This is a genomic window from Nocardiopsis sp. NPDC049922 (assembly GCF_040660275.1).
GTDB lineage: Bacteria > Actinomycetota > Actinomycetes > Streptosporangiales > Streptosporangiaceae > Nocardiopsis.
This window is the reverse complement of record NZ_JBFAME010000006.1, coordinates 13330-39300: the sequence shown is the minus strand read 5'-3', so window position 1 is coordinate 39300 and position 25971 is coordinate 13330. Positions and strand designations below refer to the sequence as shown.

Genomic DNA, 25971 nt, shown 5'->3' with positions numbered 1-25971 from the left:
CCCCGCGCGCCGGGCGGCGGCGCGACCGCGTCGGGTCAGGCCGACACGAGCCGGTAGGCGTCGAACCCGCCGACCAGGTCGGACACGTCCTCCCGGCCACGTGAGCGCAGGAAGCTGGCGGCGACGCTGGAGCGGTAGCCGCTCGCGCAGTGCACCACCACGGCGCGGTCCGCCGGTAGTTCGTCCGCGCGGGAGGGCAGGTCCGCCAGCGGGATGTGGACGGACCCCTCGATCGCCCCGGACTCCCGCTCGGCCGCGCCGCGCACGTCGAGCACGACCGGCGCGTCGGGCTCCCCGAGGCGGCGGAGCAGGTCGACGGCGTCCACACGGGGCGCGCGCCGCACCTCGTCGGGGACCGAGGCCAGGGCGGACTCCGGTGACGCGAGGTATCCGGCGACGGTCTCCAGGCCGATGCGGGCCAGACGGGTGACGACCTCGCGCTCGCGGCCCCGGTCGGCCACGATGAGGATGTCCCGGCCGGGCTCGACCACCATCCCGGCGGTCTCGGCGAAGCGACCGTCGACCCCGACGTTGACCGCTCCGCGCAGGTGCCCGGCGGCGAACGCCGACTGGTCGCGCGCGTCCACCACGACCGCGCCCTCCGCGCGCAGCCGCAGGAACGCGTCCCGCTCCAGGGGGCGGGTCAGGGCGTCCAGGTCGACCGGGTCGCGCCGCTGCCGGTTGCGGGCGGCGTCGTAGGGGAAGTAGGCCGGGATGGCCTCCTGCCCCTCGGTGACCAGCGCCGTGAACGTGTCGACGTCCATCGGCTGGCACGCGTAGTTGCTCGCGCGCTGGTCGCCGATGGTGGACCACCGGTCGGTCGACAGGTTCTTGCCGCACGCGCTGCCCGCGCCGTGGGCCGGGAACACGCGGGTCCGGTCCGGGAGGGACATGAGTCTGCGGTGCACCGAGTCGTGGAGCATCGGGGCGAGCGCTTCGGGGGCGTGGCCGAACGAGGCGGCCAGGTCCGGGCGGCCGACGTCCCCGACGAACAGCGTGTCCCCGGTGAGGACCCCGTACGGGACGGCGTCGTCGGCGTGCTCGTACACCAGGACGCTGACGGACTCGGGCGTGTGCCCCGGGGTGTGCATGATCTCCAGGGTGACGTCGCCGAGGCTGACGCGTTCGCCGTCGGAGAGGCGGCGGACCGGGAACCGGGTCTCGGCCCGGTCCCCGTAGCCGATCCACGCGCCGGTGCGCTCGGCGACCTCGAAGTGACCGGAGATGAAGTCGGCGTGCAGGTGCGTGTTGATCACACCCTCGATGGTCAGGCCCTTCTCGCGCGCGTCGTCGAGGTACTCGTCGACGTCGACGCGCGGGTCGACGACGACGGCCCGGCCCGTCGTCTCGTCGCCGACGAGGTAGGCGGCCTGGGACAGGCAGTCGAGGTAGTACTGGGCGAAGATCATCGCTGCTCCTCGCGGATCAGACACACCCCGGGGTACACCGCCGGGCCCCGAGAGCCCCGAGAGGGCGACCGCCGCCGCCTCAGAGCGTCGGCAGGTACCTCTGCAACTCGTACGGGGTGACCTGGCGGCGGTAGGAGTGCCACTCCGCCTTCTTGTTGCGCAGGAAGAAGTCGAAGACGTGCTCACCCAGCGTCTCGGCGACCAGCTCGCTGTTCTCCATGATGCGCAGGGCCTCGTCCAGGCTCTGCGGCAGCGGGCGGATGCCCAGCGCGCGGCGTTCGGCGTCGGTGAGCGCCCACACGTCGTCCTCGGCGCCGGGGGGCAGGTCGTAGCCCTCCTCGATGCCCTTGAGACCGGCCGCCAGGATCACCGCGTAGGCCAGGTACGGGTTGCACGCGGTGTCCATGGAGCGGATCTCGATCCGGCTGGAGTTGGACTTGCCGGGCTTGTACATCGGCACCCGCACCAGGGCGGACCGGTTGTTGTGGCCCCAGCAGATGTAGGCGGGCGCCTCGCCGCCGGCGCCGGCGGAGGCGGCCGGGTCGTCCCACAGCCGCTTGTAGGAGTTCACCCACTGGTTGGTCACGGCGGTGATCTCGTCCGCGTGCCGCAGCAGACCGGCGATGAACCCGCGGCCCACCTTGGACAGCTGGTACTCCGCTCCGGGCTCGTGGAAGGCGTTGCGGTCACCCTCGAACAGGGACAGGTGCGTGTGCATGCCCGACCCCGGGTACTCGGTGAACGGCTTGGGCATGAACGTGGCGTACACGCCCTGCTCCATCGCCACCTCCTTCATCACGAGCCGGAAGGTCATGATGTTGTCGGCGGTGGTGAGCGCGTCGGCGTAGCGCAGGTCGATCTCCTGCTGGCCCGGGCCGCCCTCGTGGTGGCTGAACTCCACGGAGATGCCCATGGCCTCCAACATGTTGATGGCGTTGCGCCGGAAGTCGTGCGCGCTGTTGTGCGGCGTGTGGTCGAAGTAGCCGCCCGAGTCGTTCGGCTCGGGGAACTCCCCGTGCTCGGGGAACTTCTTGAGCAGGTAGAACTCGATCTCGGGGTGGGTGTAGAAGGTGAACCCCAGGTCCGAGGCCTTGCCCAGCTGCCGCTTGAGCACGTGCCGCGGGTCCGCCGACGACGGCGAGCCGTCCGGCATGAGGATGTCGCAGTACATGCGGGCGGTGCCGTGCGGCTCGTTGCGCCAGGGCAGCACCTGGAACGTCGAGGGATCGGGCTGGGCGAGCATGTCCGCCTCGTACACACGGGCGAAGCCCTCGATCGCCGAGCCGTCGAAACCGATGCCCTCGGTGAAGGCGGCCTCCAGTTCGGCGGGCGCCACGGCCACGGACTTGAGGTACCCGAGCACGTCGGTGAACCACAGCCTCACGAACCGGATGTCGCGCTCCTCCAACGTGCGGAGCACGAATTCCTGCTGTCGATTCACGATCAACCTTCCTCGATGCCGGTCAGTCCCGATCCCGGTCCGCCGAGCGCGGAGCCAAGCCGGACACAGTGTCCCAGACCCAGTCTGCCGTGCGCATATTTCCGGGGTATTTCCGCACGTGTCGTCCCGGGCGGCGACATCGCGCCCCCTCACTCGCATTATGACCCGTCACGGCCCCGCGGAACCGTGGTCCACAGGCGTAACACGCGGCGGCTACCCTCGAAGGCGTGGCACAGCTGAGAATCGCACTCGCCCAGGTCAACCCCACCGTCGGTGACCTGGAGGGGAACCGCAGCCTGGTCGTCGAGGCCGCCCGGCGGGCCGCCGAGGAGGGCGCCCACATCGTGGCCCTGCCCGAGATGGTCGTCACCGGCTACCCGGTCGAGGACCTGGCGCTGCGCAACTCCTTCGTGTCCGCCTCCATCCGGGCCACCCGCGAACTCGCCGCCGAGCTGGACCGCGCGGGCCTGGGCGACCTCCCGGTCGTCGTGGGCCACCTCTCCCGGCGGGAGGGGGCGGCGCCCACCGGGTTCGCGCCGCACGGCGGGCTGCCCGCCGGAGCCCCGCAGAACGCGGTCGCCGTCCTGCACCGGGGCCGGTCGGTGCTCTCCTCCGCCAAGTACCACCTGCCCAACTACGGCGTCTTCGACGAGTTCCGCAACTTCGTCCCCGGCGACACCCTGCCCGTCCTGCGCGTCCACGGGGTGGACGTGGCCCTGGTCGTGTGCGAGGACCTGTGGCGGGAGGCCGGGCCGGTCACGGCCGCCCGTGCCGCCCGGGTCGACCTGGTGGTCTCCCTCAACGGCTCGCCCTACGAGCGGCACAAGGACGACGTGCGCCTCGAACTGTGCCAGCGCCGCGCCCGGGAGACCGGCGCCGCGCTGGCCTACGTCAACATGGTCGGCGGCCAGGACGACCTCGTCTTCGAGGGCGACTCCCTGGTCGTGGACGCCGACGGCGAACTCCTTGCACGCGCCCCCCAGTTCGACGAGACCCTGCTCGTCGCCGATCTCGACCTGCCCGACCGGTCCGACGCCGGTGTGCCCGACGGCGCCGAGGTCGACGGTCTGCGGGTGGTCCGCCGCACCCTCTCCGGCGCGCCGGTCACCCCCTACCCGGCCCGGGAGAACACCGTCACGCCCAGGCCCGATCCGCTCTCCGACACCGGCGAGGTGTACCACGCGCTGGTCCTGGGACTGCGGGACTACGTGGCCAAGAACGGGTTCGCCTCCGTCCTGGTCGCCGTCTCCGGCGGCATCGACTCCGCACTGGTCGCGACCATCGCCGTGGACGCGCTGGGCGCCGACCGGGTCCACGGCCTCCTCCTGCCCAGCGCGCACTCCAGCGGGCACTCCGTCAGTGACGCGGAGGAGCTCGCCAAGCGGCAGGGGTTCGCCACCCGGACCGTCCCCATCGCCTCCATGGTGACCGCCTTCGAGCGGGCGTCGGCGGACGCCGGGGCGCCGCTGGGCGGACTGGCCGCCGAGAACCTCCAGGCGCGCGTGCGCGGAACGCTGCTGATGAGCCTGTCCAACCAGGAGGGCCACCTGGTCCTGGCCACCAGCAACAAGAGCGAGTCCGCCACCGGGTACTCCACCCTCTACGGCGACTCCGTGGGCGGGTTCGCCCCGATCAAGGACTGCTGGAAGACCCTCGTGTGGGACCTCGCGCGCTGGCGCAACGCCGAGGCGGAACGCCGTGGCCAGATCCCGCCCGTGCCGGAGAACTCCATCACCAAGCCGCCCAGCGCGGAACTGCGGCCCGACCAGCTCGACAGCGACTCGCTGCCCGACTACGACCTCCTGGACGCGGTCCTGGACGCCTACATCGGGACCGACAAGGGCGAGGCGGAACTGGTCTTCGCCGGGTACGACCCCGAACTCGTCCGCAGGGTCATCCGCCTGGTCGACCGCGCCGAGTACAAGCGGCGCCAGTCCGCGCCCGGGACCAAGATCAGCTCCCGCAACCTCAGCCGCGACCGCAGGCTGCCCATCACCAACCGCTGGACGGTCTGAGGCCCGGTCTCCCACCAACCAAAGAGGGGTCGTCGCCCCGACGACACCGGGCCCGGTCCGGACGTCTGGCGAGGCCCTGGAGGGCGTCGACCTCACTGGCATGACCGTCGGCGACGGCCGACGGCGGACGGGTCAGACCAGGCCGAGTTCGCGGGCGCGCGCCCCGGCCGCGGCCCGGTTGGCCACCCCCAGCTTCCCCAGGATGTTGGACACGTGGACGCTCGCCGTCTTGGGGGTGATGAACAGCGCCTCCGCGATCTGCGCGTTGGTGCTTCCGACCGCCAGCAACCGGGCCACCTCCGTCTCGCGTGTCGTCAGCCCGGCCGGAGCGCCGGGCGGCTCCGCCCCCTCGGACAGGGCCGCGCCCAGCCTGCGCGCGAGGTCGGTGGCGACGCGGGCGAGCGGCTCGGCGCCGCACTCGGCGGCCACGGCGTGCACCTCGCGCACGCGCTCCACCGCCCAGGCACGGTCACCGGCCCGCACGGCCGACTCGGCCGCGCACAGCCGAGCCCGGGCCAGGTGCAGCCGCATCGGGGTCTCCTCCCAGGCCGTCACGGCGGCGCGCCATGCCGTCAGCGCCCGCTCCGGCTCGGCGCCGTCGATCACCGCGAAGCGGGCCGCGCACGAGGCGGCGTGGGCCCTCTGCACCGGACCGGTGACCCGCATCGCGGCCACGACCTCGCCCGTCAGCGCGCGCACCCGCCGGGCCCGCTCGGCGGTCTCGGGGGACCTTCCGGGATCCAGACCGAGCTGCGCGGCCTCGGCCATCACCTCGACCAGCGGCCACGAGTACCCCGGAGCGGCGGCCAGCGCCACCCGCTCCAGCACCTTCCCGGACAGGTCGAGGGCCTCGTCCACGGCGCCCTCCACCAGGTCCGTCTCCAGCTGGGCCAGCGCCGACAGCTGGACCACGTTCATGCGCTGGGCGGTCAGGACCCGACATCGCTCCTCCGGACCGGCCGCCCGCCGGGCCGCGGTCAGGTCCCCCATGGCGGCGGCCGCCCTGGCCGCCACGGGCTGGACGTACCAGCGATTCTTGGAGGCGAAGTTGACGTGCCGGGTGGTCGCGACGATCTCGCGCGCCCGGGCCAGGTCACCGAGCTCGAAGAGGATCTCGGCCCGGTTCTGGTTGTTGAACGTGCTGTGCACCGACGCCCACCCGAGCGCGGCGTGCCGTGCGAGCGACTCCTCCAGCACCTCCAGACCCTCCCGGTGCCGACCGATCTCACGCAGGAAATGGCTGAGATTGCCCGCCCCGCGGGCCTCCAGACCGGGGTCGGCGTCGGCCGCGGCCCGGCGGATGCCCTCCTCGATCATCGGCTGCCCCCGCTCCGGGTCGCCGAGGGACATCAGCAGCCCGCCCAGAGTGATCCGGGCGTCGGTGGCCGCACACCCGTCACCGGAGGAGTCCGAGCGCTCGGCGAGCCGGAGGGCCGACCACGCGAGCTCCTCCGCGGTCAGTCCGGCCTCGGCCAGATCGGCCAGCCGCCGCTGGTCCGGGCCCGGATCGCGGTCGACGCGGTAGAGCAGGCTCTCCCGGGCCAGGATCGACAGCAGCAGCCCGTACCCCGGCATGTGCGGCGGGTGCAGTTCCAGGGCCCGGGCCAGGTCGAGGACGCCACCGCCGTTGGGGTCGTGGGTGCGCGCCTGGCCGCGCCGGCGCAGCAGAACGGCCCGGACCATCCGGGTGTGGTCGTCGTCATCGTGCGGCAGGACGGCCAGGGCCTCGTCGGCGAGTTCCCGAGCGCGCGCGTGGCGGTCCGCGCCCAGGGCCGCCCCGGCCGCCAGGCTCATCACCTCGGCCCAGGTGTGGCCCTGGACCCGTTCCTGGGCGTCCGGCACCCGGGCCCACAGGCTCAGGACACGCTCCAGCATGGCCAGCTCCTCGCTGGCGGCGAGGGCCTCCCCGGCCCGCACGGCCGCCCACCAGGACGCCTGGAGCGCGCGCGGCAGCTCCTGGGCGGCCATGAAGTGGTGGGCCTGTTCCGCGGCGCGGCGGTCGGCGGGCACCGACTCGGGGTAGGCGTCGATGAGTTGGGCGAAGCGCAGGTGGAGCCGGGCGTGCGGGCCGGGCAGCAGTTCGCCGTGGACGGCGTCGCGCAGCAGGGCGTGCCGGAAGCGGTAGCCGGTGCGGCCCGCGCGCAGCACGTTGGCGTCGACCAACGTGTGCAGCGCGTTCTCCAGCTCGCGTTCGGGAAGCTCGGCGGCGTGGTACAGCATCTCGTGCTCGACGTCACCGGACACCGCGCCCACCGACGCGACCCGCAGGACCGACAGGGCGGTCTCGTCGAGCCGGTGCAGCGGCTCCAGGAGCAGGTCGCGGAAGTGGTCCGGGACGTCGGGACTCTCGCCGGGGGTGGGATCCACCGCACTGGCCAGGCTCTCCACGAAGAGCGGGAAGCCGTCGGTGCGCCGGTAGAGTGCGTCGAGTTCGTCCGGCGCCAACTCGGCGCCGCGGATGGCCGCGGCCTGGAGGCCGACCTCGTACCGGCTCAGCGGTTCCAGCTGGAGGCGGTGGACGCCCGGGATCCGTTCGAGTTCGGGCAGGAGACGGCGCAGCGGATGGGTGCGGTGCAGGTCGTCGCCGCGGTAGGTGACGACGAACTGGACCCCGGGCTGGTCCAGGTTGCGGACCAGGAAGACCAGCAGGTCGCGGGTGGCGCTGTCGGACCAGTGCAGATCCTCCAGGACGACGGTGACGCCGCCGTCCTGCGCCGCCCGGGTCAGCAGCCGCAGGATCTGCTCGAAGAGGATGCCCCGGTTCTCCCGGCGCTCCGCCGGGACCTCGCCCAGTTCCGGCAGGAGCCGGGCGAACTCGCCGACCCCGCCCGGGGCGGCCTCCTCGAACACCGCGCGCCCGCGCTCGCGGAGGAACTGGCGCAGCACCGCTGTGAACGGCGCGTAGGCCAGGCCGTCGACGCCCAACTGGAGGCAGCCGCCCACGAAGACCGTTCCCTCCGGGCGGGTGGCGACGAACTCGCTGACCAGACGGCTCTTCCCCACCCCGGCGTCACCGCCGATCAGGACCGCGCCCGGTGCCTCCTGGTGGGTTCGTCTGGCGTGCTCCTGGAGGAGGCGGAGCTGGGTCTCCCTGCCGACGAAGGTGGCGCTGGTCTCTACGAGTAGGGGCATAACGCTCATTATGCCGTCGGCGTCCACACCGACCGGCGTTGTCCACAGGCCTGATCCGTCCGGTCTCGGGGGCCGCCTCCCGCCGGGGCTCAGACCAGGCCGAGTTCCCGGGCGCGCGCCCCGGCGGCGGTGCGGTTGGCCGCGCCGAGCTTGGCGAGGATGTTCGACACGTGCACGCTCGCGGTCTTGGGCGCGATCGACAGCTCACGCGCGATCTCGGCGTTGGTGCTGCCCGAGGCGAGCAGTCCGAGGACCTCCGTCTCCCGCGCGGTGAGCCCGGCGGGGGCGGCGGGCGGCGTCGCGGCGCCGTCCAGCGGGGCCCCGAGGCGGTGCGCCAGCCCGACGGCGGCCCGGGCCAACGGGTCCGCGCCGCACTCGGCGGCCGTCACGTGCGCCTGGCCCACCCAGGTACGCGCGGTGGACGCGTCGCCCGCCGCGAGGGCGGCCCGGGCGGCCTCCCACCGTGCTCTGGCCAGGTGGAGCACCATGGGCGTGCGTTCCCATCCGGTGACCGCCTCGCCCCAGGCCTCCAGCACCCGCTCGGGGGTTCCGGACGCCTCGGCCAACCGGGCCCGGACGTTCGCCCGGTTCGCGGCCTGCACCGGGCCGTGCACGGGCATGCCCGCCAGCACCTCGCCGAGGCGGGTGCGGACGGCGTGGGCGCCGGTGGAGCCGCCGTCGACCTCTCGGCGCCGTACGGTCTCCGCCACGAGGTCCAGCACCACCCACCCGTACCCCGGCGAGTCGGCGAGCGGCAGCCGATCGAGGACCTGCGCGGAGTAGTCCAGGGCGGTCCCGTCGTCCTCCTCGGCCAGGAGCAGGTCCAGCCAGGCGGACACGGCCTGCTGTGCCTGGTCCAGCCGTTCCATGCTCAGCACCGCCGCCCGGTCCACCCGGGCGATGCCCGACCGGGCCGCGGCCAGGTCGTCGTGGGCGGATCCGGAGCGGGCCGCGGCCAGGTCGCCCTGGGCGACCGCGGCCCGGTTCCACGGCACCAGGAGGAAGACCCGGTGCATGGGCGAGGCGCTGCGGTGCAGGGCCGCGTCCACGATGGAGCGGGTGTCGTCGAGGCGGCCGAGCTCGAAGTGGATCTCGGCGCGGTTCTGGTGCATGAAGCTGCTGTGCACCCCGCCCCGGCCCCAGGCGCGGTGGTTGCGCAGGAGTCCGTCCAGGAGCTGGAGCCCCTCCCCGTGCTTGCCCTGTTCCCGGAGGAAGTGGGCCAGGTTGTTGACGCCGCGCGCCTCCATGGCCGTGTCACCGATCTCGCGCGAGACCAGGATCGACCGTTCGATGATCGCGCGGCCCTCCCGCTCGTCGCCCTGGCTCATCCGGACCGAGCCGAGGGTGACCAGCGCCGCCGCCTCGGCGGAGCGGTCGCCGGTCCGCTCGGCGACGTCCAGGGCCCGCCGGGCCAGGTCCGTGGCGGAGGCGCCCAGGTGCAGCTGTTCCCTCGGCCGGAACATGGTCTCCCGGGCCAGGATGGACAGCATCACGCCGTACCCGGGCATGTGCGGCGGGTGGACGCGCAGGGCCTCCGCGAGGTCCTCGACGGCGCCCAGATCCACGCACTGGGTCCGTGCCTGGCCTCGGCAGCGGAGCAGCACCGCGCGGACCGTCCGGGTGTGGTCGTCGTCCGACGCGGTCAGGGCGGCCAGGGCCTCGTCGCACAGTTCCCACGCCCGACGCGGCCGTCCGGCGGCGAGGGCGGACAGGCCCGCGGTCGAGAGCACCTCCGCCCGCGTGTTGCCGTCGGCGCGCTCGACCGCGTCGGGCACCTGGTCCCACAACCCCAGCACCCGCTCCAGCATCGCCAGCTGCTCGGCGTGGGCGAGCGACTGACCGGCCTGCTCGGCGGCCGACCACGCGGCCTGCAGGGCCCGGGGCAGGTCGTACCCGGCCTGGTAGTGGTGGGCCTGCTCCGCCGCCCGGCGGTCGGCGGGGGCCGCGTCGGGGTACTCGTCGATGAGCTGGGCGAAGCGCAGATGGAGCCGGGCACACGGTCCGGGCAGCACCTCGTCGTGCACCGCCTCCCGCAGCAGCGCGTGCCGGAACCGGTAGCCGGTCCCGTGCACCCGGAGCAGGTTGGCGTCGACCAGGGTGTGCAGGGCCTCCTCGACCCCGGCCTCCGGCAGGTCGCAGGCGTGGACCAGGGCCGCGTGCCCGATCTCCCCGGAGACCGCCCCGACCGAGGCCACGCGCAGCACCGTGACCGCCGTCTCGGTCAACCCGTGCAGGGCGGCCAGCAGGAGTTCACGGAAGTGGTCGGGCACGGCGTCGGGTCCGAGCCTGCGGTCCACCCCGGAGGCGGCGAGCGCCTCGACGAAGAGGGGGATGCCGTCGGTGCGCTCGTAGAGGTCGTCCAGCCGCGTGGAGGTGAGCGTGGCCCCGGTGATGGCCGTCACCTGTTCGGCCACCTCCTCCCGGGTGAGCGGGGCCAGGTCCAGACGGGTGACCTCGGGCAGCCGCTCCAGCTCCGGCAGGAGCCGGCGCAGCGGGTGGGTGCGGTGCAGGTCGTCGGACCGGTAGGTCGCGATGATCTGCACGCCCGGAAGGTCGAGGTTGCGGACCAGGTAGACGAGCAGGTCGCGGGTGGCGCCGTCGGCCCAGTGCAGGTCCTCCAGCACCAGCGTGGCCCCGCGTTTCCCGGCGACCCGTTGGGCCAGGCGCAGGACCTGTTCGAAGAGGATGCCGCGCGCCTCCTGGCGGCCCTGCGGCGGGTCGCCCAGCTCGGGCAGGAGCCGGGAGAGCTCACCGACACCGCCCGGGAACGACCGCTCGACGATGCCCGGGCCGTGTGCGCGGAGGAACTGACGCAGGAGCGCGGTGAAGGGTGCGTAGGCGAGGCCGTCCACGCCCAGTTGCAGGCAGCCGCCGACGAACACGGTCCCGGCCGGGCGGGTCCTGGCGAACTCGGTGACCAGCCGCGTCTTGCCCACCCCGGCGTCTCCACCGACGAGCACCACCCCGGACGATTCCGACCACGACCGTTCGGCGTGCTCCGCCAGAAGCCGCAGCTGCTCCTCCCTGCCGATGACGACGGGGCTGGTTCCGGCGGAGTTGGACATGTCGTCCATTATGCCGAGCACGGCGCGAACCTCTCGCCCCGTGGGCGCCCCCGCGTCCGACGCGGCGGGCACGGTGTCGCCCCCGAACGCGGACACCGTGCCTCCCTCCTCGGTTCGGACGCGACGGCGGCCGGAGCTCCGCGCGCCCGCTCGGCGCTCACGCGGCCCGGCCGAAACGACCCCTGCGGTCCTCGCGGTTCGTGGCGCTCGCGCGGTGGTCCCGGCGGCGCTCCTCCCGGCGTCTGGCCCGCTCCTCGGCCCGGGCCGCGCGCGCGGCGCGTACGTGCTCGATCTCCCGCAGTCGCTCCTCCGTCATGATCTGGGCGTTCGCGTACATGAGGTCGCTGTGGAACATGGTGGTTCTCTCCCCGTACCGGCGGAACCCGGTGTTCCGCCGTCTGGAGACAACGATCGCTCTAAGAACACCCGGCGCACATGGGGAGGAATCCCAGTCTTCTCCTCCTGGTGGCCCCCCGATCGCTAAGACCCGCCTAAGACGGGGGCGGTCCGGCTCAGCGGGCCGCTAGGGCGTGTGCCGTGGACGCTGCCCGTCGCGCAGCAGGGTATGTGTCCGCGGCACACGCCCTGAGAAGCCGCCGACCGCTCAGAAGTCCCTGGGAAGGCCACGGGGAACCGACCCGGGACACGGTCGGACCGTGTCCGGGGGCCGGAGCGCGACCGCGGCGCGGAGCGTGCGTCGCCGTCCGGGCGTGTCACCTCACGCGATTCGGCGGTCACCCGTAGTTGTCTGGTGGTGTCGAGGAGCGAGATCGAGGGGGAGACACCATGGGTTGGATCGCGCGGGGGAGCCGACGGGCCGCGGCGACCACGGCGCTGGCGGTCGCGGCGTCGGGGGCGGCGCCGGCGTGGGCGGACGGAGGGGGCGGCGACGCGGGGCGCGAGTCGGCCCTCGCCGAGCTCGACCGGGCCGCGCTCGTGCGCCTGGTGTTGACCGCGCCGGACGAGTACCCGCTGCCGGGCGAGGAGGCGGAGTTCCGGGCGACCGTGGCCAACGACGGGGTGTCCCCGGTGGAGGGGGCGCTGCTCGCCCAGCACGTCCCCGAGGAGCTGGAGATCGTGGAGGTCGGCGGCGAGGGGGTGCTCGAAGGGGGCATCGCGAACTGGCGGGTGGACGTGGCCGAGGGGGAGGAGGCCGAGTTCGTGCTGCGTGTCCGCGTTCCCGGAGGCGCCGACGCCGGGCGCCGGCTGATGAGCACGGCGTGCCTCCTGCTCGACCGGGACGCCGATCCCACCTCCTGTGCGACCGACACGCTGGTCGTGGGCGAACCCACCGTGCTGTCCCGGGTGAACGCGTTCGTGGGCGCGGGGCCGGTGCGGGTGGCGGGCGCGGCGCTCGGTCTGGCCCTGATCTGGTTGCTGTGGCGCGCGCGGAGGGCGTCCCGCCTCTGAGACGATGCGGGGCGCACGGTGTCGATACGCCTCCTGAGCGTATCGTTACGTCGGTGTGTCATTAAAATGAGCCTGAAAACTACACGCCGTAGTAGTCTGGCGCCATGGACATCTTCTACTCCGCGCTCGTCTTCCTGCACATGATCGGCCTGGCCGGTATCATCGCGGGCTTCCTCATGCAGGTCATCTCCGGCAACCCCAAGTCGACGAAGGTCCTGCTGCACAGCTCCCTCCTCCAGCTGGTCACCGGCCTGGCCCTCGTCGGTGCGGCCGAGATGGCCGGGGATCCGGAGCTCAACCACGTCAAGGTGGGCGTCAAGCTGGTCGTCGCCCTGGCGGTCGTGGTCGTGGGCGTCCTCAACCTGCGCAAGCCCTCGAACCGGCTGGCCACCATCGCCGGCGTCCTCGCGATCCTCAACATCGGCGTGGCGGTGTTCTGGTAGGGGAGTCGGAAGCGGCCCTCCGGGGCGTCCGATCCGCGCGAAGACCGGCGGCCGCGGGGTGTGGACCCCCGCGGTCGCCGGTCTTCTTGTGTCCTCTTGCGGAGTCTTGCGTCGCCCTTCCATGGGATTGCGGGCACCGCTCCGCGTCCCCGCCGCAGGTCACGGCCGTGCGTTCCCGGCTCGCGCACACTCCGCATCCGCGACCACGTCGGCGTTCCGGCACGTCGCACCGACACTCGTCGCCCCACGTCATCGCCGAAACACGGAGGCGACACCCCGTTCACAAGGCCCACCGAGTCTGTTAGGTTCATCACCCCAACGCAAACTCTTGCAGTTCATGCAAGAGTGCGACGGCGGGGCATCGCGGCCTCGCCTGGAATCCCCCAAGGAGCACAGATGAGCTCGACACGGCACCGGTTCGGCGGGGCCGCCTCCGCCCTCCTCCTCGGCGTCACACTGGCCGTCCCGGTCCTGGCCACGACCCCCGCGGCCGCCTCGGCGACGGCGTCGACCCCCGCGGCCACGCCGACCGCCCGGCCCACGACCTCCGTCCCCCGCGAGGCGTCCCCGACCGCCGTGGCCAACGGCGAGACGATCGTCCACCTGTTCCAGTGGACGTGGGACTCCGTCGCCGCCGAGTGCGAGGACTTCCTCGGCCCCCGGGGGTTCGGCGGCGTCCAGGTCTCCCCGCCCCAGGAGCACGTGGTCGTCCCCTCGGCCGAGGGCGGCGAGTACCCCTGGTGGCAGGACTACCAGCCCGTCTCCTACCGGATCGACAACACCCGGCGCGGCACCGCCGCCGAGTTCCAGGCGATGGTCGACACCTGCCGCGACAACGGGGTGCGGATCTACGTCGACGCCGTGATCAACCACATGACCGGCCCCGGATCCGGCACCGGCAGCGCGGGCACCGAATGGGAGTACTACGCCTACCCCGACCTGTTCGGCGACGGGTCGGCCGCCTACGACCGCGACGACTTCGGACCCTGCTACGAGCCCATCTCCGACTGGAACGACAAGTCGCAGGTGCAGAACTGCCAGCTCCTGGAGCTCTCCGACCTGAACACCGCCGACCCCCACGTGCGCGACCGCATCCGGCGCTACCTCAACGGCCTGGTGGACATGGGCGTGGCGGGCTTCCGAGTGGACGCCGCCAAGCACGTCCCGGAGGCACACGTCCAGGACATCTTCGCCGACCTCGACGACGTCCCCGGCTTCGGCGGGGAGCCCGACGTCTACCACGAGGTCTACGGCGACGCCACGATCCCCTACACCGCCTACGCCTTCGACGGCGACCGCGTCACCAACTTCGACTACCAGCGCGACGTCGCCGCGAGGTTCGCCGACGGCGCCATCTCCGGACTGGCGGGTCTGCCCGACCACGGCGGCCTCACCGACGACCAGGCCACCGTCTTCGTCGACAACCACGACACCCAGCGGTACCACCCCACGCTCACCTTCAAGGACGGCGACCGGTACTACCTGGCCACCGCCTTCATGCTCGCCCACCCCTACGGCAGCCCCGTGGTGATGTCCAGCTACGACTTCGCGGACGAGGCCCAGGGGCCGCCCAGCGTCGGGGAGGTCGAGGGCAACCCCGCCGGACGGATCACCGAGGACGCCGACTGCGCCAGCGCCGCCTGGATCTGCGAGCACCGCGACCCCGCCGTCGCGGGCATGGCCGCCTTCCGCAACGCCACGGGCGACGCGGCCGTGGTCCAGCGCGCGACCGACGGGAGCTCCCGCCTGGCCTTCGACCGCGGCTCGCGGGGGTTCGCCGCCTTCAACGCGAGCGGCGCGACCTGGAACCTGACCACGGACACCGGCCTCCCGGACGGCACCTACGAGAACGCGGCGGGCGACGGCGCGTTCACCGTCTCCGGCGGTCGGGTGAGCGTGTCGGTCCCCGGGAACGGCGCCGTCGCGCTGCACGTCGGCGGCGTGTGCGACGACCCGGCCGAGTGCGGGGGCGACGACTGCACCACCGTCGCGGCCGAGTTCCACGTCCGGGCCGAGACCTACTACGGCCAGGAGGTGTACCTCGTGGGCTCCATCCCCGAACTGGGCTCCTGGAACCCGGCCGACGGCGTCCGCCTGCGCACCGACGAGGGCGCCTACCCCTGGTGGAGGGGGTCGACCGGCCTCCCGGTCGGCACCGAGTTCGAGTACAAGTACGTGAAGACCGACGGCGCCGGGAACGTCGAGTGGGAGTCCGGCGGCAACCGCGTCGCCACCGGAGACGACAGCGGCGGCGGCTGCACGCAGGTCTTCACCGAGTACTGGCGCTGACGGCCCCACTCCTCAGTCGTCGTAGAACGCGTGCTCCATGACCGACCGCGCCCGCCGGGTGGTCCGCAGGTACACCTCGACCAACCGCTCGGCGGGCCCCTCGGCCACCTCCTCGCCGTCCTCGGCCTCCGCGCCCCGGTGGCACCCCATCGCCTCCGCGAGCGCCGCCCGCACCCGCAGATCGGTGGGCAGCGAGTCACCGCCCCGGCCGCGCACCAGCATCACCATGCCGCGCACCCTCGACGCCAACCGCCAGGCGCGCTCCAGGACCGCACCGTCGTCGGCGCCCAGGAACCCGTGGGCCACGGCCACCTCCAACGCCTCCAGCGTGCTCGTGGTCCGCAGGTCGGGATAGGCGTGGGCGTGCCGCAACTGCACCAGCTGGGCGACCCACTCCACGTCCGACAGCCCGCCCCGGCCCAGCTTCGTGTGCAGCGTCGGGTCCGCGCCGCGCGGCAGCCGCTCGGCCTCCATCCGGGCCTTGAGCTTGCGGATCTCCAGGACGGCGGACGCGTCGAGGCCGTCCGCCGGGTACCGGATCGGGTCGATCAACGCGGTGAACGAGGCGCGCAGCCCCGGGTCGCCCGCGATCGGCCGGGCCCTGAGCAGCGCCTGGCTCTCCCACACCTGCGACCAGCGCCCGTAGTACGCCGCGTAGGAGTCCAGCGTGCGCACCACCGGCCCGCTCCGCCCCTCCGGGCGCAGGTCCGTGTCGACCTTGAGCGGCGGCTCCGCGGCGGGCATCTCCAGCAGCCTGGCCAGCTCGCGCACGATCGCCAGCGCCTGCCGCGTCGCCGCGTCCGGGTCCGCCCCCGGCAGCGGGTCGTGCACGTACATCACGTCGGCGTCGCTGGCGTAGGTGAGCTCGCCGCCGCCGAACCGCCCCATCGCGACCACGCACACCCGCGTGAGTGGCTCGTCCCCGGACTCGGCGACCACCCGGTTGCACGCCACCTTCAACGCCGCCTCGACGGTCACCGCGGCGATGTCCGTCAGCGCCGCGCCCACCTCCTGGACCGACGACACCCCCAACAGGTCGGCGGCGGCCGTCCGCAGCAGCTCGCGGCGGCGCAGCGCCCGCACCGCCGACACCGACTCCTCGGACCAGTCGTAGCGCCGCAGCGCCGCCTCGGCCTCCCCGGCCAGCACCTCCGGCCCGCGGCGCTCCAGGTCGGCGTCGTCGGCCAGCATCGCGACCGCGTCGGGAGCCCGGAGCAGCAGATCGGTGACGTACCGGCTGGTCCCGAGCAGCCAGGCCATCCGCTCGGCCACCCGCACGTCGTCGCGCAGCAGCCGCAGGTACCAGGGGGTCGTGCCCAGCGCGTCGCTCACCTGTCGAAAGCCCAGCAGGCCCGCGTCCGGGTCCGGCGCGTCGGAGAACCACCCGAGCATGACCGGGAGCAGCGTCCGTTGGATCGCCGCGCGCCGCGACACCCCCGAGGTCAGCGACTCCAGGTGCCGCAGCGCCCCGCCCGGGTCGGCGAACCCCAGCGCTTCCAGCCGCGCCCGCGCCTGGTCGGGCGAGAGCCGCGCCTCCTCCTCCGGCAGGCGTGCCACGGCGTTGAGCAGCGGACGGTAGAACAGCTTCTCGTGCAGCCGCCGCACCTCGGCGGACACCTTCCGCCGGGCCTCGGTCAGCTCCCGCACCGGGTCCGCCGTGTAGCCCAGCGCCCGGCCGAGCCGTCGCAGCTGCCCGGGCCCGTCGGGGCTGGCGGGGTCGGGCATCATGTGCGTGCGCCGCAGGCGCTCCAGCTGCAGCAGGTGCTCCACCCGGCGCAGGAACCGGTAGGCGTCGGCCAGGCCCGCCGCGTCCTTGCGGCCCACGTACCCGTGCTCGGACAGGGCCGCCAGCGCGTCCAGGGTGTGCCCCGACCGCAGCCGCTCGTCCGTGCGTCCGTGGACCAGCTGGAGCAGCTGTACCGAGAACTCGATGTCGCGCAGCCCGCCCGGCCCCAGTTTCAGCTCGCGCTCGGCCTGCCCGGCCGGGATGTGCGCCACCACGCGGCGGCGCATCGCCTGCACGTCCTCCACGAAGTCGCGGCGCCCGGCCGCCTCCCAGACCAGCGGCGAGATCGCCGCCTGGTAGGCGGCGCCCAGCTCGGCGTCCCCCGCGATGGGACGGGCCTTGAGCAGTGCCTGGAACTCCCAGGTCTTGGCCCACCGCTCGTAGTAGGCCAGGTGGCTCGACAGCGGGCGGACCAGCGGGCCGTTCTTCCCCTCCGGGCGCAGCGCCGGGTCCACCTCCCACAGCACGCCCTCGGCGTCGGTCTCGGACGGGATGCGCATCATGGCGGTCGCCAGCCGGGTGGCGGCGCGCATCGCCGCCTGCTCGTCCACCGGCTCCTCGCCCCCGGGAACCTCGGCGGGCTCGGCCACGAACACCACGTCGACGTCGCTGACGTAGTTCAGCTCCCGACCGCCGCACTTGCCCATCCCGATCACGGCCAGACGACACCGCGCCGCGTCCTCGGGGTGCTCGGCGCGGGCCACGGCCAACGCCGCGTCCAGGGCCGCGGCGGCCAGGTCGGCCAGTTCGGCGGCGACCTCGTCGACGGTGCACAGCCCGGACAGGTCGCGTCCGGCCAGGCGCAGGACCCGCCTGCGGTAGGCCACGCGCAGGGTGTGCCGGAGGCCGTCGAGCGAGCCGCCGTCGAACACGGCGGCGGTCGGCGCGGGGGAGTCGGGGTCGGCGCCGACGGTGTGCAGCAGGCCCCGGCGCAGCTCCTCGGGCTCCGGGGTGCGGGCGGCGTCGGCGCCGCGCAGCTCCCGCCAGTCGCCCGGGTGGCGGGCCAGGTGGTCGGTGAGCGCGGTGCTGGTGCCGAGCACCCCGCACAGCCGGGTGCGCAGGTCCGGGTCCTCGCGCAGCACCGCCAGGACCTCGTCGGGGTCCGGGGCGGCCTCCAGGACCCGGATCAGGCCGAGCAGGGCCTGGTCGGGGTCCGGGGCCTCCGCGAGGGCGTCGATGACGTCGGTGTCGGCCCGGGGGTCCAGACCGGCCTCCTCCACCAGTCGCAGGGCCCGGGTGCTGTCGCTGAAGCCACGCCTGGCCAGCGCGCCTGCTGTCATGTTGGTCTTTCCGTCCCTTGCCACGCGTCAACGGTAGCCGGGCGGGCCCCGGAACCGGGTCGGGGCCGGTATCCGAGCGGATACCGGCCCCGAGCGGGGTGCGCGCACCGGGCGCGTCACCCCCGGAAGCTGTCCGACGACCTAGATGTCGTAGTAGAGCTCGAACTCGCGCGGGTGCGGACGCAGGCGCAGGGAGTCGATCTCCTCGGTGCGCTTGAAGTCGACGTAGGTCTCCAGCAGGTCCTTGGTGAAGACACCGCCCTCGAGCAGGAACTCGTGGTCGGCCTCCAGGGCCTCCAGGGCCTCGTCCAGCGACGCGGGCACGGTCTTGATCGCCTGGGCCTCGGCCGGGGGCAGCTCGTACAGGTCCTTGTCGACCGGCTCCGGCGGCTCGATCTTGTTCTTGACGCCGTCGATGCCCGCCATGAGCATCGCGGAGAAGGCCAGGTACGGGTTGGCCGACGGGTCCGGCACGCGGAACTCGATGCGCTTGGCCTTCGGGTTCGAACCGGTGAGCGGCAGGCGGATGCAGGCCGAGCGGTTGCGCTGGCTGTAGACCAGGTTGATCGGGGCCTCGTAGCCCGGCACCAGGCGGTGGTAGGAGTTCACCGTCGGGTTGGTGAAGGCGAGCAGCGCCGACGCGTGCTTGAGCAGACCGCCGATGTAGTAGCGGGCGGTGTCGGAGAGCTGGCCGTAGCCGGACTCGTCGAAGAACAGCGGCGCGCCGTCCTTCCACAGGCTCTGGTGGCAGTGCATGCCGGAGCCGTTGTCGCCGAACAGCGGCTTGGGCATGAACGTGGCCGTCTTGCCCGCGGCGTTGGCGACGTTCTTGACGATGTACTTGTACAGCTGCACGCGGTCGGCCTGCTGGAGCAGCGTGCCGAACTTGATGCCGATCTCGGCCTGGCCCGCGGTGCCGACCTCGTGGTGCTGGAGCTCGACCTCCAGGCCGGAGTCGATCAGGGTGCGGACCATGTCGGAGCGCAGGTCGCTGTAGTGGTCGACCGGCTCGACGGGGAAGTAGCCGCCCTTGTAGCGCGGACGGTAGCCGCGGTTGCCGCCCTCGATCGAGGAACCGGTGTTCCAGGCGCCCTCGATGGAGTCGATCTCGTAGAAGCCGGTGTTGGCGCGGGTCTCGAACTTGACGTCGTCGAAGATGTAGAACTCGGCCTCGGGACCGAAGAAGGCGGTGTCGGCGACGCCCGAGCCGCGCAGGTACGCCTCGGCCTTGCGGGCGACGTTGCGCGGGTCGCGGCTGTAGGACTCCAGCGTCAGCGGGTCGTGCACGAAGAACGTCATGTTCAGCGTCTTGTGCTTGCGGAACGGGTCCACCACGCCGGTGCTCAGGTCGGGGAGCAGCAGCATGTCGGACTCGTGGATGGCCTGGAAGCCGCGGATCGAGGACCCGTCGAACATCTGGCCATCGGTGAACGTCGACTCGTCGACGTTCTCGGTCGGGAGGGTGACGTGGTTCACGCCTCCGAACAGGTCCGTGAACCGGACGTCGAGGAACTTGACGTCCTCGTTTCGGATATAGGCGAGCACCTCGTCGACGCTGCTGAACAAAACGAACCTCCGTGCAGGTGGCTGAGACGGCCGGCTCCGATCCGCTCCGTCGCGGACGTCCCGGAGCGCACGCCGCCTCCCGGCTTCGCCATCGAAGCTAGGAGCGCGTGGTTTCCACACCATGTCTCGATTGTTTCCTGCATGTTACGGAGCCCGTCGTTTTCGCAGACCAACCCGTGTTACCCGGTGATTCCGCCACGGAACGGGAGGAATCAGGGCGTCCGGCGGAGGGTTCCCGTGACCGGAGCCACACCCCTGCGCGCGCCGTGTGCGGCCCGCGGACCACCGCGGTCGGCACGCCCCCGTCGACCGGGCCGATACCGTGAAGGGTATGAGCGACGACAGGGGCGGCGGCACGGCCGAGGACGACTTCCGCTACCGGGGCAACCGCATGGGGCTGCCCGAGAGCGGCGCCGGTTCCGTGCCCGGCGTCGGTCGCCGCCTGGTCGGTCTGGCGCTCGACTGGGCGCTGGCGATGCTGCTCGCCTGGCTCGCGTACCGCGCGGGGCTGATCGGCTCCGGTCTGTCCGGGCAGGCGGAGGTCGCCCCGCTGATCAGCAACACGGCCCTGGTCGTGTACGCCGCCACCACCATCGTGTTGCTCACACTCTTCGGCACCTCCGTCGGCCGCCGCGTGGTCGGGGTCGGGATCACCGCCACGGGTGAGCGTTCCTGGCCGTGGTTCGTGTCGATGACCGTCCGCACCCTGCTGCTGTGTCTGGTCATCCCTGCGGTCATCTACGACCGTGACACCCGTGGCCTGCACGACCGCGCTGCGGGCACCGTGGCCACACGCTTGTGAGCATCCTGTCAAGGAATCCTTCGGGTCGACGGTCGGCCGACGTGCGTTCTCCTCGCCGTCGCGCGCCTCTCACCAGCGCTTCCACCGCTGTTCACGTCCGGGGGCGTCGGACGGATGTCCGTGGGTGCGCGCCCTCCTGGCCGAAACTCCACGCAGAGAGGGACGCTCCCCTTCTTAGCTGCTGTTAACATCCGTTCATTACTCTCCCTGGGAACAATCTTGACCCATGGGTCCCATGACCCCGCCCCCCGACGGGTCGCAACGCACCACCCCGAAGGTTCGTATGGCTGGTAGACGCTCCGCTCCCCGCTCCCCGCGCGCGTTCGACCGTGCGCGGATGTCCTCTGGTCAGTGGGTGGCGTGCGCGGCCACCTCGCTGGCCATTGTCGCCAGCCTGGGCGGATACGGGTGGTACCAGGGGATCGTCGGCAACATCACCACCCATGACGTGGACACCGACGCCTGGGACCGGCCGGTGAGCGTCGAGGGCGTGATGAACCTGCTCATCCTCGGCTCCGACATCCGCTCGGGGGAGAACGCCGACTACGGCGAGGCCGAGGGCGAGCGCCCCGACACGATGCTCATCGCCAGCATCAACGTCGACAACGGGACGGCGACCCTGGTGAACCTGCCCCGCGACCTGGTCGTGGAGCTGCCGGGGTGCGAACCGGCCGAGGGGTACGAGGGGATGGATCCCCAGACGGGCATGCTCAACTCCGCGATGACCTTCGGCGGCGTCGGCTGCCAGTGGAGCACCGTGGAGCAGGTCACGGGGGTACACCTGGACCACTTCGTCATGATGGACTTCACCGGGTTCAGGGGCATGGTGGACGCCATCGGCGGCGTGGAGATGTGCATCCCCGAACCGGTCAGCGATCCCAAGGCCCACCTGGAGCTGGACGCCGGGCTCCAGACCCTGAGCGGCGAGGAGTCGCTCGGCTTCGTGCGCTCGCGCTACGGCCAGGGGGACGGCAGCGACCTCTCCCGCATCGAGCGCCAGCAGGAGTTCATGGGCGCGATGCTGCGCCAGGTGCTGAGCAGCGAGGTGATGACGAGTCCGGTCACCGTCACCAACTTCCTCGGCGCGGTCACCGACTCGATCTCGACCGACCGCGAGCTGACCGTCGACATCATGACCGACCTCGCCATCTCCATGCGCGAGGTCGACCTGGGCAACGTCCAGTTCCTCACCGTCCCCAACGGTCAGAACCCCAACGACGCCAACCGCCTCGTCATGAGCGAGCCCGCCGCCTCGGAACTCTTCCAGGCGATCAACAACGGCGAGGACCTCACCGGCGGCGATGACGAGGAGGAGTCCGGCGACTCCGACGACTCCGGCGGCGACGAGGCCGGCCCCGACCCCTCGGAGATCACGGTCGACGTCCGCAACAACACCGGCGTCACCGGTCTGGCGAACGAGGCCCGGACGCAGTTGGCGGCGGAGGGCTTCGACGTCACCAACACCGGCAACCCCGAGGTGCGATTCCCGGGCGTGACCACCGTCTACCACGCGCCCGGCCAGGAGGCCGCGGCCTCGGTCCTGGCCGACGCCCTGGGGCAGGCCGTGGTCGAGGAGGCCGAGGGGCTGACCGCCGACCTCGAACTGGTCCTCGGCGAGGACTGGGCCGGTGTCGGGGGCGGGGACTCCGCCGGGTCCGAGGCCTCCGTCACGGAGGAGCTGGGCGGCACCACCGCGGAGGCCGCGCAGGACAGCCCCTGCTGACCCGGGGCTGAGGAGGACCGCTCCGGTCGGACCCGCGCGGGGTCGTGCCGGTCGGGTAGCATCCGGCCGATACGTCCGTTTCCGTGTGCCGAGCACAGATCCCCCGTCGGACACCCCTCCCCGCCCCATACCGGATCGGTGCCCCATGGCTCCCCAACGCGTGTCCCCCCTCCTCGCCCGGCGCTCGATCATGACCGCCGGGCAGTGGGTCGCGTGCGCGCTCACGGCCCTGCTCATCGCGGTCAGCCTGACCGCCTACGCGGGTTACGCGTCCGCGTTCGATATCCAGACCGAGGAGATCGACACCGACGCCTGGGGCGATCGCCCCGTGAGCGTCGAGGGCGTCCGCAACATCCTGCTCCTCGGCGTCGACACCGAGTCGGGCGGCGACCGGCCCGACGTCCTGGTCATCGTCAACGCCAACGTCGACGCGGGCGAGGTGACGATGGTGAACGTGCCGCGCGACCTCATCGTGGACATCCCGGCCTGCGACCCGGTGGACGGCTCCTCCGGGTGGTCCGGCGGCCGGGACCAGATCAACCACGCGATGATGTACGGCGGGCTCAGCTGCCTGGGCAACACCGTGGAGACCGCCACCGACATCCGCCTCGACCACATCGTCCAGGTGGACTTCGCCGGGTTCGAGGACATCGTCGACACCGTCGGCGGCGTGCGGATGTGCATCCCCGAGCCGATCCACGACCCGAAGGCCCACCTCCGGCTGGAGGCCGGCGAGCAGACGCTCGACGGGGCGGAGGCACTCGGGCTGGCCAGGTCCCGGGACAGCACCGAGAACCGGAACGACATGGGGCGCATCCAGAGCCAGCAGCGCCTGATCGGCGCGCTGGCGCGCGAGGTGACCAGCGGCGAGTTCCTCTCCAGCCCCTCCTCGGTCCACTCCTTCCTCGACTCGGTCACCGACAACCTCGTCACCGACGACACGCTCACCGTGGACCGGATGGCCGAGCTGGTCATCGCCCTGCGCGACGTGGACCTCGACCGGATGACCATGGTGATGGTGCCGGTCGTGGACTCGCCGACCTTCGAGTACAAGGTGGAGGTCCAGGAGCCCCAGGCGAGCGAGCTGTTCGCGGCGGTGGCCGCCGGCGAGACGCTGGCCGAGGAGGACGAGGGCGGCGGCGACGGCGCGGCCGAGGAGGACGTCGAGCCCTCGGACGTCTCCCTGCGGCTGCTCAACGGCACCGGGACCGACGGGCTGGCGGCCCAGGTCGAACCCCTGCTGGCCGCCGAGGGCTTCACGGTCACCGGGATCGGCGACGCGGCCCAGCGGTCCGCCGACGCGACCACCGTCTACCACGCCCCCGGCCGCGGGGCACAGGCCAGGGTCCTGGCCGCCGCGCTCGACACCGCCGCGGTGGAGGAGGACGCCGACCTCGGCGACGAGCTGGAGCTGGTCATGGGCGCCGCCGACTGGGCGGGCCTGGACACCGCGGGCTCGGGCGGAGACGGGGGAGACCCGCTCGACGGGCTGGACAGCAGGTCCGCCGCCGACCGGGTCTCCTGCGACTGACCACCGATCCGGCCCGGGACCTCGTCACCCCCGAGGCGGAGGGGGACACGCGTGAGGGGGCCGTCCCGCGTCGGGACGGCCCCCTCGAACCCGTGGGATCGGGCTAACCCATCCGGCCGCGCATCCCCTTGGGCAGCTTGGCGCCCTTGGGCATCGGGCCCTTGGGCATCTGCATGGCGGACGGGAGCGCCTTGAGCCGGTAGTTCAGCTCGGCGATGTCCGGCTTGTCCAGGAGCCTCGGCAGCTTGACCAGCGTGCGCTGGAGCTTGTCGAGCGGGACCTGGTCCTCGCCGTTGCCGACCTTGAAGTCGTAGATGTGGATGTCGTGCGCCACGCGCGCGACCCGCTTCTTCTCACCGGCGATCAGCGGGCGCAGACGGCCCGGGTCGCCCTCGCCGACGAGGATCACGCCGGGGCGGCCGACCACGCGGTGGACGACGTCCATCTGCTTGTTCCCGGCCACTCCGGGCTCGACGATCCAGTTGCCGCGCATGTTCTCCAGGATCGCCATCCCCGCGCCGAGACGGCCGTCGAGCATCGTGTACTGGACGCGCTGGGCCGACCGGGTGAAGATGACGAAGCCGACCAGGAAGGCCACCGGGAGGCCCGTGAGCGTCCACACCAGCCAGGCTCCGGTCCAGGCGCCGACCGCCACGGCGACGGCGAGGACGACGACCGCGACGGCCACGGCGATCGGGATACTGCGCGGGCTCTGCTGGTGGACGACCTTGGCGACCATGCCGATCTGCTTGAGCCGACCCGGCTGCTTGTCGGCCTGGCCCTTGGCGGGGGTCGTCTTCTCGGAACCCTTGGGCTTCTTCGCCATCGTGCTCTCAGGCAGCGTGCGCCGACGGGGTCGGCGGGGAACGGCGTCCCTGGGCTGCCTTGCCTCCTCTTCGCGGTCGACCTACGTGCGGCGCCATCCGGCGCCGCCAGCGGGGCGCCTCTCCCCTCCAGGATAGGCGGGCGGCCCCACGACTCCGGAACGGTGGCCCGAGGGCCACCGTTCCAGCTTGGTTACGACTGTGCCGTCACGTCCGAACGCGACGGGTCCGTCCCGGAGACGGCCTGTGCGTCACGCTTCTCCTTCGCCTGCTTGTACAGGCGTCCGGCGCGGTAGGACGAGCGCACGAGCGGCCCGGACATGACCCCGGCGAAGCCGATCTCCTCGGCCTCCTCGCCCAGCTCCACGAACTCCTCCGGCTTCACCCAGCGGTCGATCGGGTGGTGCAGCTTGGAGGGGCGCAGGTACTGGGTGATGGTCAGCAGGTCGCACCCGGCCTCGTGCAGGTCCCGCATGGCCTCGCTGATCTCCTCGCGGGTCTCGCCCATGCCCAGGATGAGGTTCGACTTGGTGACCAGGCCGTCCTCGCGGGCGCGGGTGATGACCTCCAGGGAGCGCTCGTAGCGGAAACCCGGGCGGATGCGCTTGAAGATGCGCGGCACCGTCTCCGTGTTGTGCGCCAGCACCTCGGGACGCGACCCGAAGACCTCGGCCAGCTGGTCGGGGTCGGCGTTGAAGTCGGGGATGAGCAGCTCGACGCCGGTGCCCGGGTTGAGCTCGTGGATCTTGCGGACCGTCTCCGCGTAGAGCCACGCGCCGCCGTCCTCCAGGTCGTCGCGGGCCACGCCCGTGACGGTGGCGTACCGCAGCCCCATCGTCTTCACGGAGTTGGCGACCTTGGTCGGCTCCATGCGGTCCAGCGCGGTGGGCTTGCCCGTGGCGATCTGGCAGAAGTCGCAGCGCCGGGTGCACTGGTCGCCGCCGATGAGGAAGGTGGCCTCCCGGTCCTCCCAGCACTCGTAGATGTTGGGGCACCCGGCCTCCTGGCAGACCGTGTGCAGGCCCTCCTTCTTGACGAGGGAGTGGAGCTCGGAGTACTCGGGCCCCATGTGCGCCTTGATCTTGATCCACGGCGGCTTCTTCTCGATGGGGGTCTCGCTGTTGCGCGCCTCCACGCGCAGCAGCTTGCGGCCCTCAGGAGCGACGGTCAACGTGAACCCGTTCCCTTCTGTGCCCCGTGACGGGGACGACTCCGCCCCTCGTGGGGGCACTGGGTCCCGGTGGGGGACTGGTGG

16 protein-coding genes are annotated in these 25971 nt (G+C 72.5%); 7 read left to right on the top strand and 9 right to left on the bottom strand.

Annotated elements, in window-relative coordinates:
* Positions 1-35: 35 nt before the first annotated feature.
* On the bottom strand, positions 36-1409 hold the full coding sequence (locus tag AB0I72_RS12985; protein ID WP_358566772.1) for an MBL fold metallo-hydrolase: 1374 nt from the start codon (positions 1407-1409) through the stop codon (positions 36-38).
* Between the two features lie 79 nt (positions 1410-1488).
* The gene (gene glnA / locus AB0I72_RS12980) at positions 1489-2850 is read right to left on the bottom strand and encodes a type I glutamate--ammonia ligase (RefSeq protein ID WP_358566769.1); all 1362 of its coding nucleotides are present in this window, start codon (positions 2848-2850) and stop codon (positions 1489-1491) included.
* Positions 2851-3077: 227 nt separating this feature from the next.
* Between glnA (AB0I72_RS12980) and AB0I72_RS12975 the strand changes: the two genes are divergently transcribed.
* The gene (locus AB0I72_RS12975; protein WP_358566766.1) at positions 3078-4865 is read left to right on the top strand and encodes an NAD+ synthase; all 1788 of its coding nucleotides are present in this window, start codon (positions 3078-3080) and stop codon (positions 4863-4865) included.
* Positions 4866-4997: 132 nt separating this feature from the next.
* On the opposite strand, the gene AB0I72_RS12970 is transcribed toward AB0I72_RS12975, so the two are convergent.
* The 3 genes from AB0I72_RS12970 to AB0I72_RS12960 all read right to left on the bottom strand — a co-directional run bounded on the left by AB0I72_RS12970 (position 4998) and on the right by AB0I72_RS12960 (position 11417).
* Complete coding sequence (locus tag AB0I72_RS12970) at positions 4998-8006, bottom strand: AAA family ATPase (protein ID WP_358566763.1); 3009 nt, start codon at positions 8004-8006, stop codon at positions 4998-5000.
* A gap of 80 nt (positions 8007-8086) precedes the next feature.
* Positions 8087-11158, bottom strand: coding sequence for an AAA family ATPase (locus AB0I72_RS12965; protein WP_358566760.1), 3072 nt, complete (start codon positions 11156-11158; stop codon positions 8087-8089).
* 61 nt (positions 11159-11219) lie between these two features.
* Positions 11220-11417, bottom strand: coding sequence for a hypothetical protein (locus AB0I72_RS12960; protein WP_358566757.1), 198 nt, complete (start codon positions 11415-11417; stop codon positions 11220-11222).
* Positions 11418-11848: 431 nt separating this feature from the next.
* Here AB0I72_RS12960 and AB0I72_RS12955 point away from each other — a divergent pair, with 431 nt between their 5' ends.
* The 3 genes from AB0I72_RS12955 to AB0I72_RS12945 all read left to right on the top strand — a co-directional run bounded on the left by AB0I72_RS12955 (position 11849) and on the right by AB0I72_RS12945 (position 15204).
* The gene (locus tag AB0I72_RS12955; protein WP_358566754.1) at positions 11849-12472 is read left to right on the top strand and encodes a hypothetical protein; all 624 of its coding nucleotides are present in this window, start codon (positions 11849-11851) and stop codon (positions 12470-12472) included.
* A gap of 104 nt (positions 12473-12576) precedes the next feature.
* Complete coding sequence (locus AB0I72_RS12950) at positions 12577-12915, top strand: hypothetical protein (RefSeq protein ID WP_358566751.1); 339 nt, start codon at positions 12577-12579, stop codon at positions 12913-12915.
* A gap of 396 nt (positions 12916-13311) precedes the next feature.
* Entirely contained in the window at positions 13312-15204 is a 1893-nt protein-coding gene (locus tag AB0I72_RS12945) for a carbohydrate-binding module family 20 domain-containing protein (RefSeq protein WP_358566748.1), read from the top strand.
* Between the two features lie 12 nt (positions 15205-15216).
* Here AB0I72_RS12945 and AB0I72_RS12940 read toward each other — a convergent pair whose 3' ends face one another.
* Positions 15217-18270 carry a bifunctional [glutamine synthetase] adenylyltransferase/[glutamine synthetase]-adenylyl-L-tyrosine phosphorylase gene (locus tag AB0I72_RS12940; protein WP_358567573.1) on the bottom strand — a complete coding sequence of 1018 codons (3054 nt, stop codon included), beginning with the start codon at positions 18268-18270 and terminating at the stop codon, positions 15217-15219.
* 141 nt (positions 18271-18411) lie between these two features.
* Positions 18412-19836, bottom strand: a complete 1425-nt coding sequence (gene glnA / locus AB0I72_RS12935) for a type I glutamate--ammonia ligase (protein ID WP_358566745.1) — start codon at positions 19834-19836, stop codon at positions 18412-18414.
* A 331-nt stretch (positions 19837-20167) separates the two neighbouring features.
* Here glnA (AB0I72_RS12935) and AB0I72_RS12930 point away from each other — a divergent pair, with 331 nt between their 5' ends.
* The 3 genes from AB0I72_RS12930 (at position 20168) to AB0I72_RS12920 (ending at position 23892) form a co-directional block, all read left to right on the top strand.
* Positions 20168-20638, top strand: a complete 471-nt coding sequence (locus tag AB0I72_RS12930; protein ID WP_358566742.1) for a transporter — start codon at positions 20168-20170, stop codon at positions 20636-20638.
* A 283-nt stretch (positions 20639-20921) separates the two neighbouring features.
* A complete protein-coding gene (locus AB0I72_RS12925; RefSeq protein ID WP_358566739.1) occupies positions 20922-22361 on the top strand; it encodes an LCP family protein in 1440 nt (479 codons plus the stop codon).
* Between the two features lie 190 nt (positions 22362-22551).
* The gene (locus AB0I72_RS12920) at positions 22552-23892 is read left to right on the top strand and encodes an LCP family protein (RefSeq protein ID WP_358567570.1); all 1341 of its coding nucleotides are present in this window, start codon (positions 22552-22554) and stop codon (positions 23890-23892) included.
* Between the two features lie 103 nt (positions 23893-23995).
* Here AB0I72_RS12920 and AB0I72_RS12915 read toward each other — a convergent pair whose 3' ends face one another.
* Together AB0I72_RS12915 and lipA are read right to left on the bottom strand one after the other, a co-directional pair.
* The gene (locus AB0I72_RS12915; protein WP_358566736.1) at positions 23996-24718 is read right to left on the bottom strand and encodes a DUF4191 domain-containing protein; all 723 of its coding nucleotides are present in this window, start codon (positions 24716-24718) and stop codon (positions 23996-23998) included.
* A 191-nt stretch (positions 24719-24909) separates the two neighbouring features.
* The gene (lipA, locus tag AB0I72_RS12910) at positions 24910-25887 is read right to left on the bottom strand and encodes a lipoyl synthase (protein ID WP_358566733.1); all 978 of its coding nucleotides are present in this window, start codon (positions 25885-25887) and stop codon (positions 24910-24912) included.
* Positions 25888-25971 lie beyond the last annotated feature (84 nt).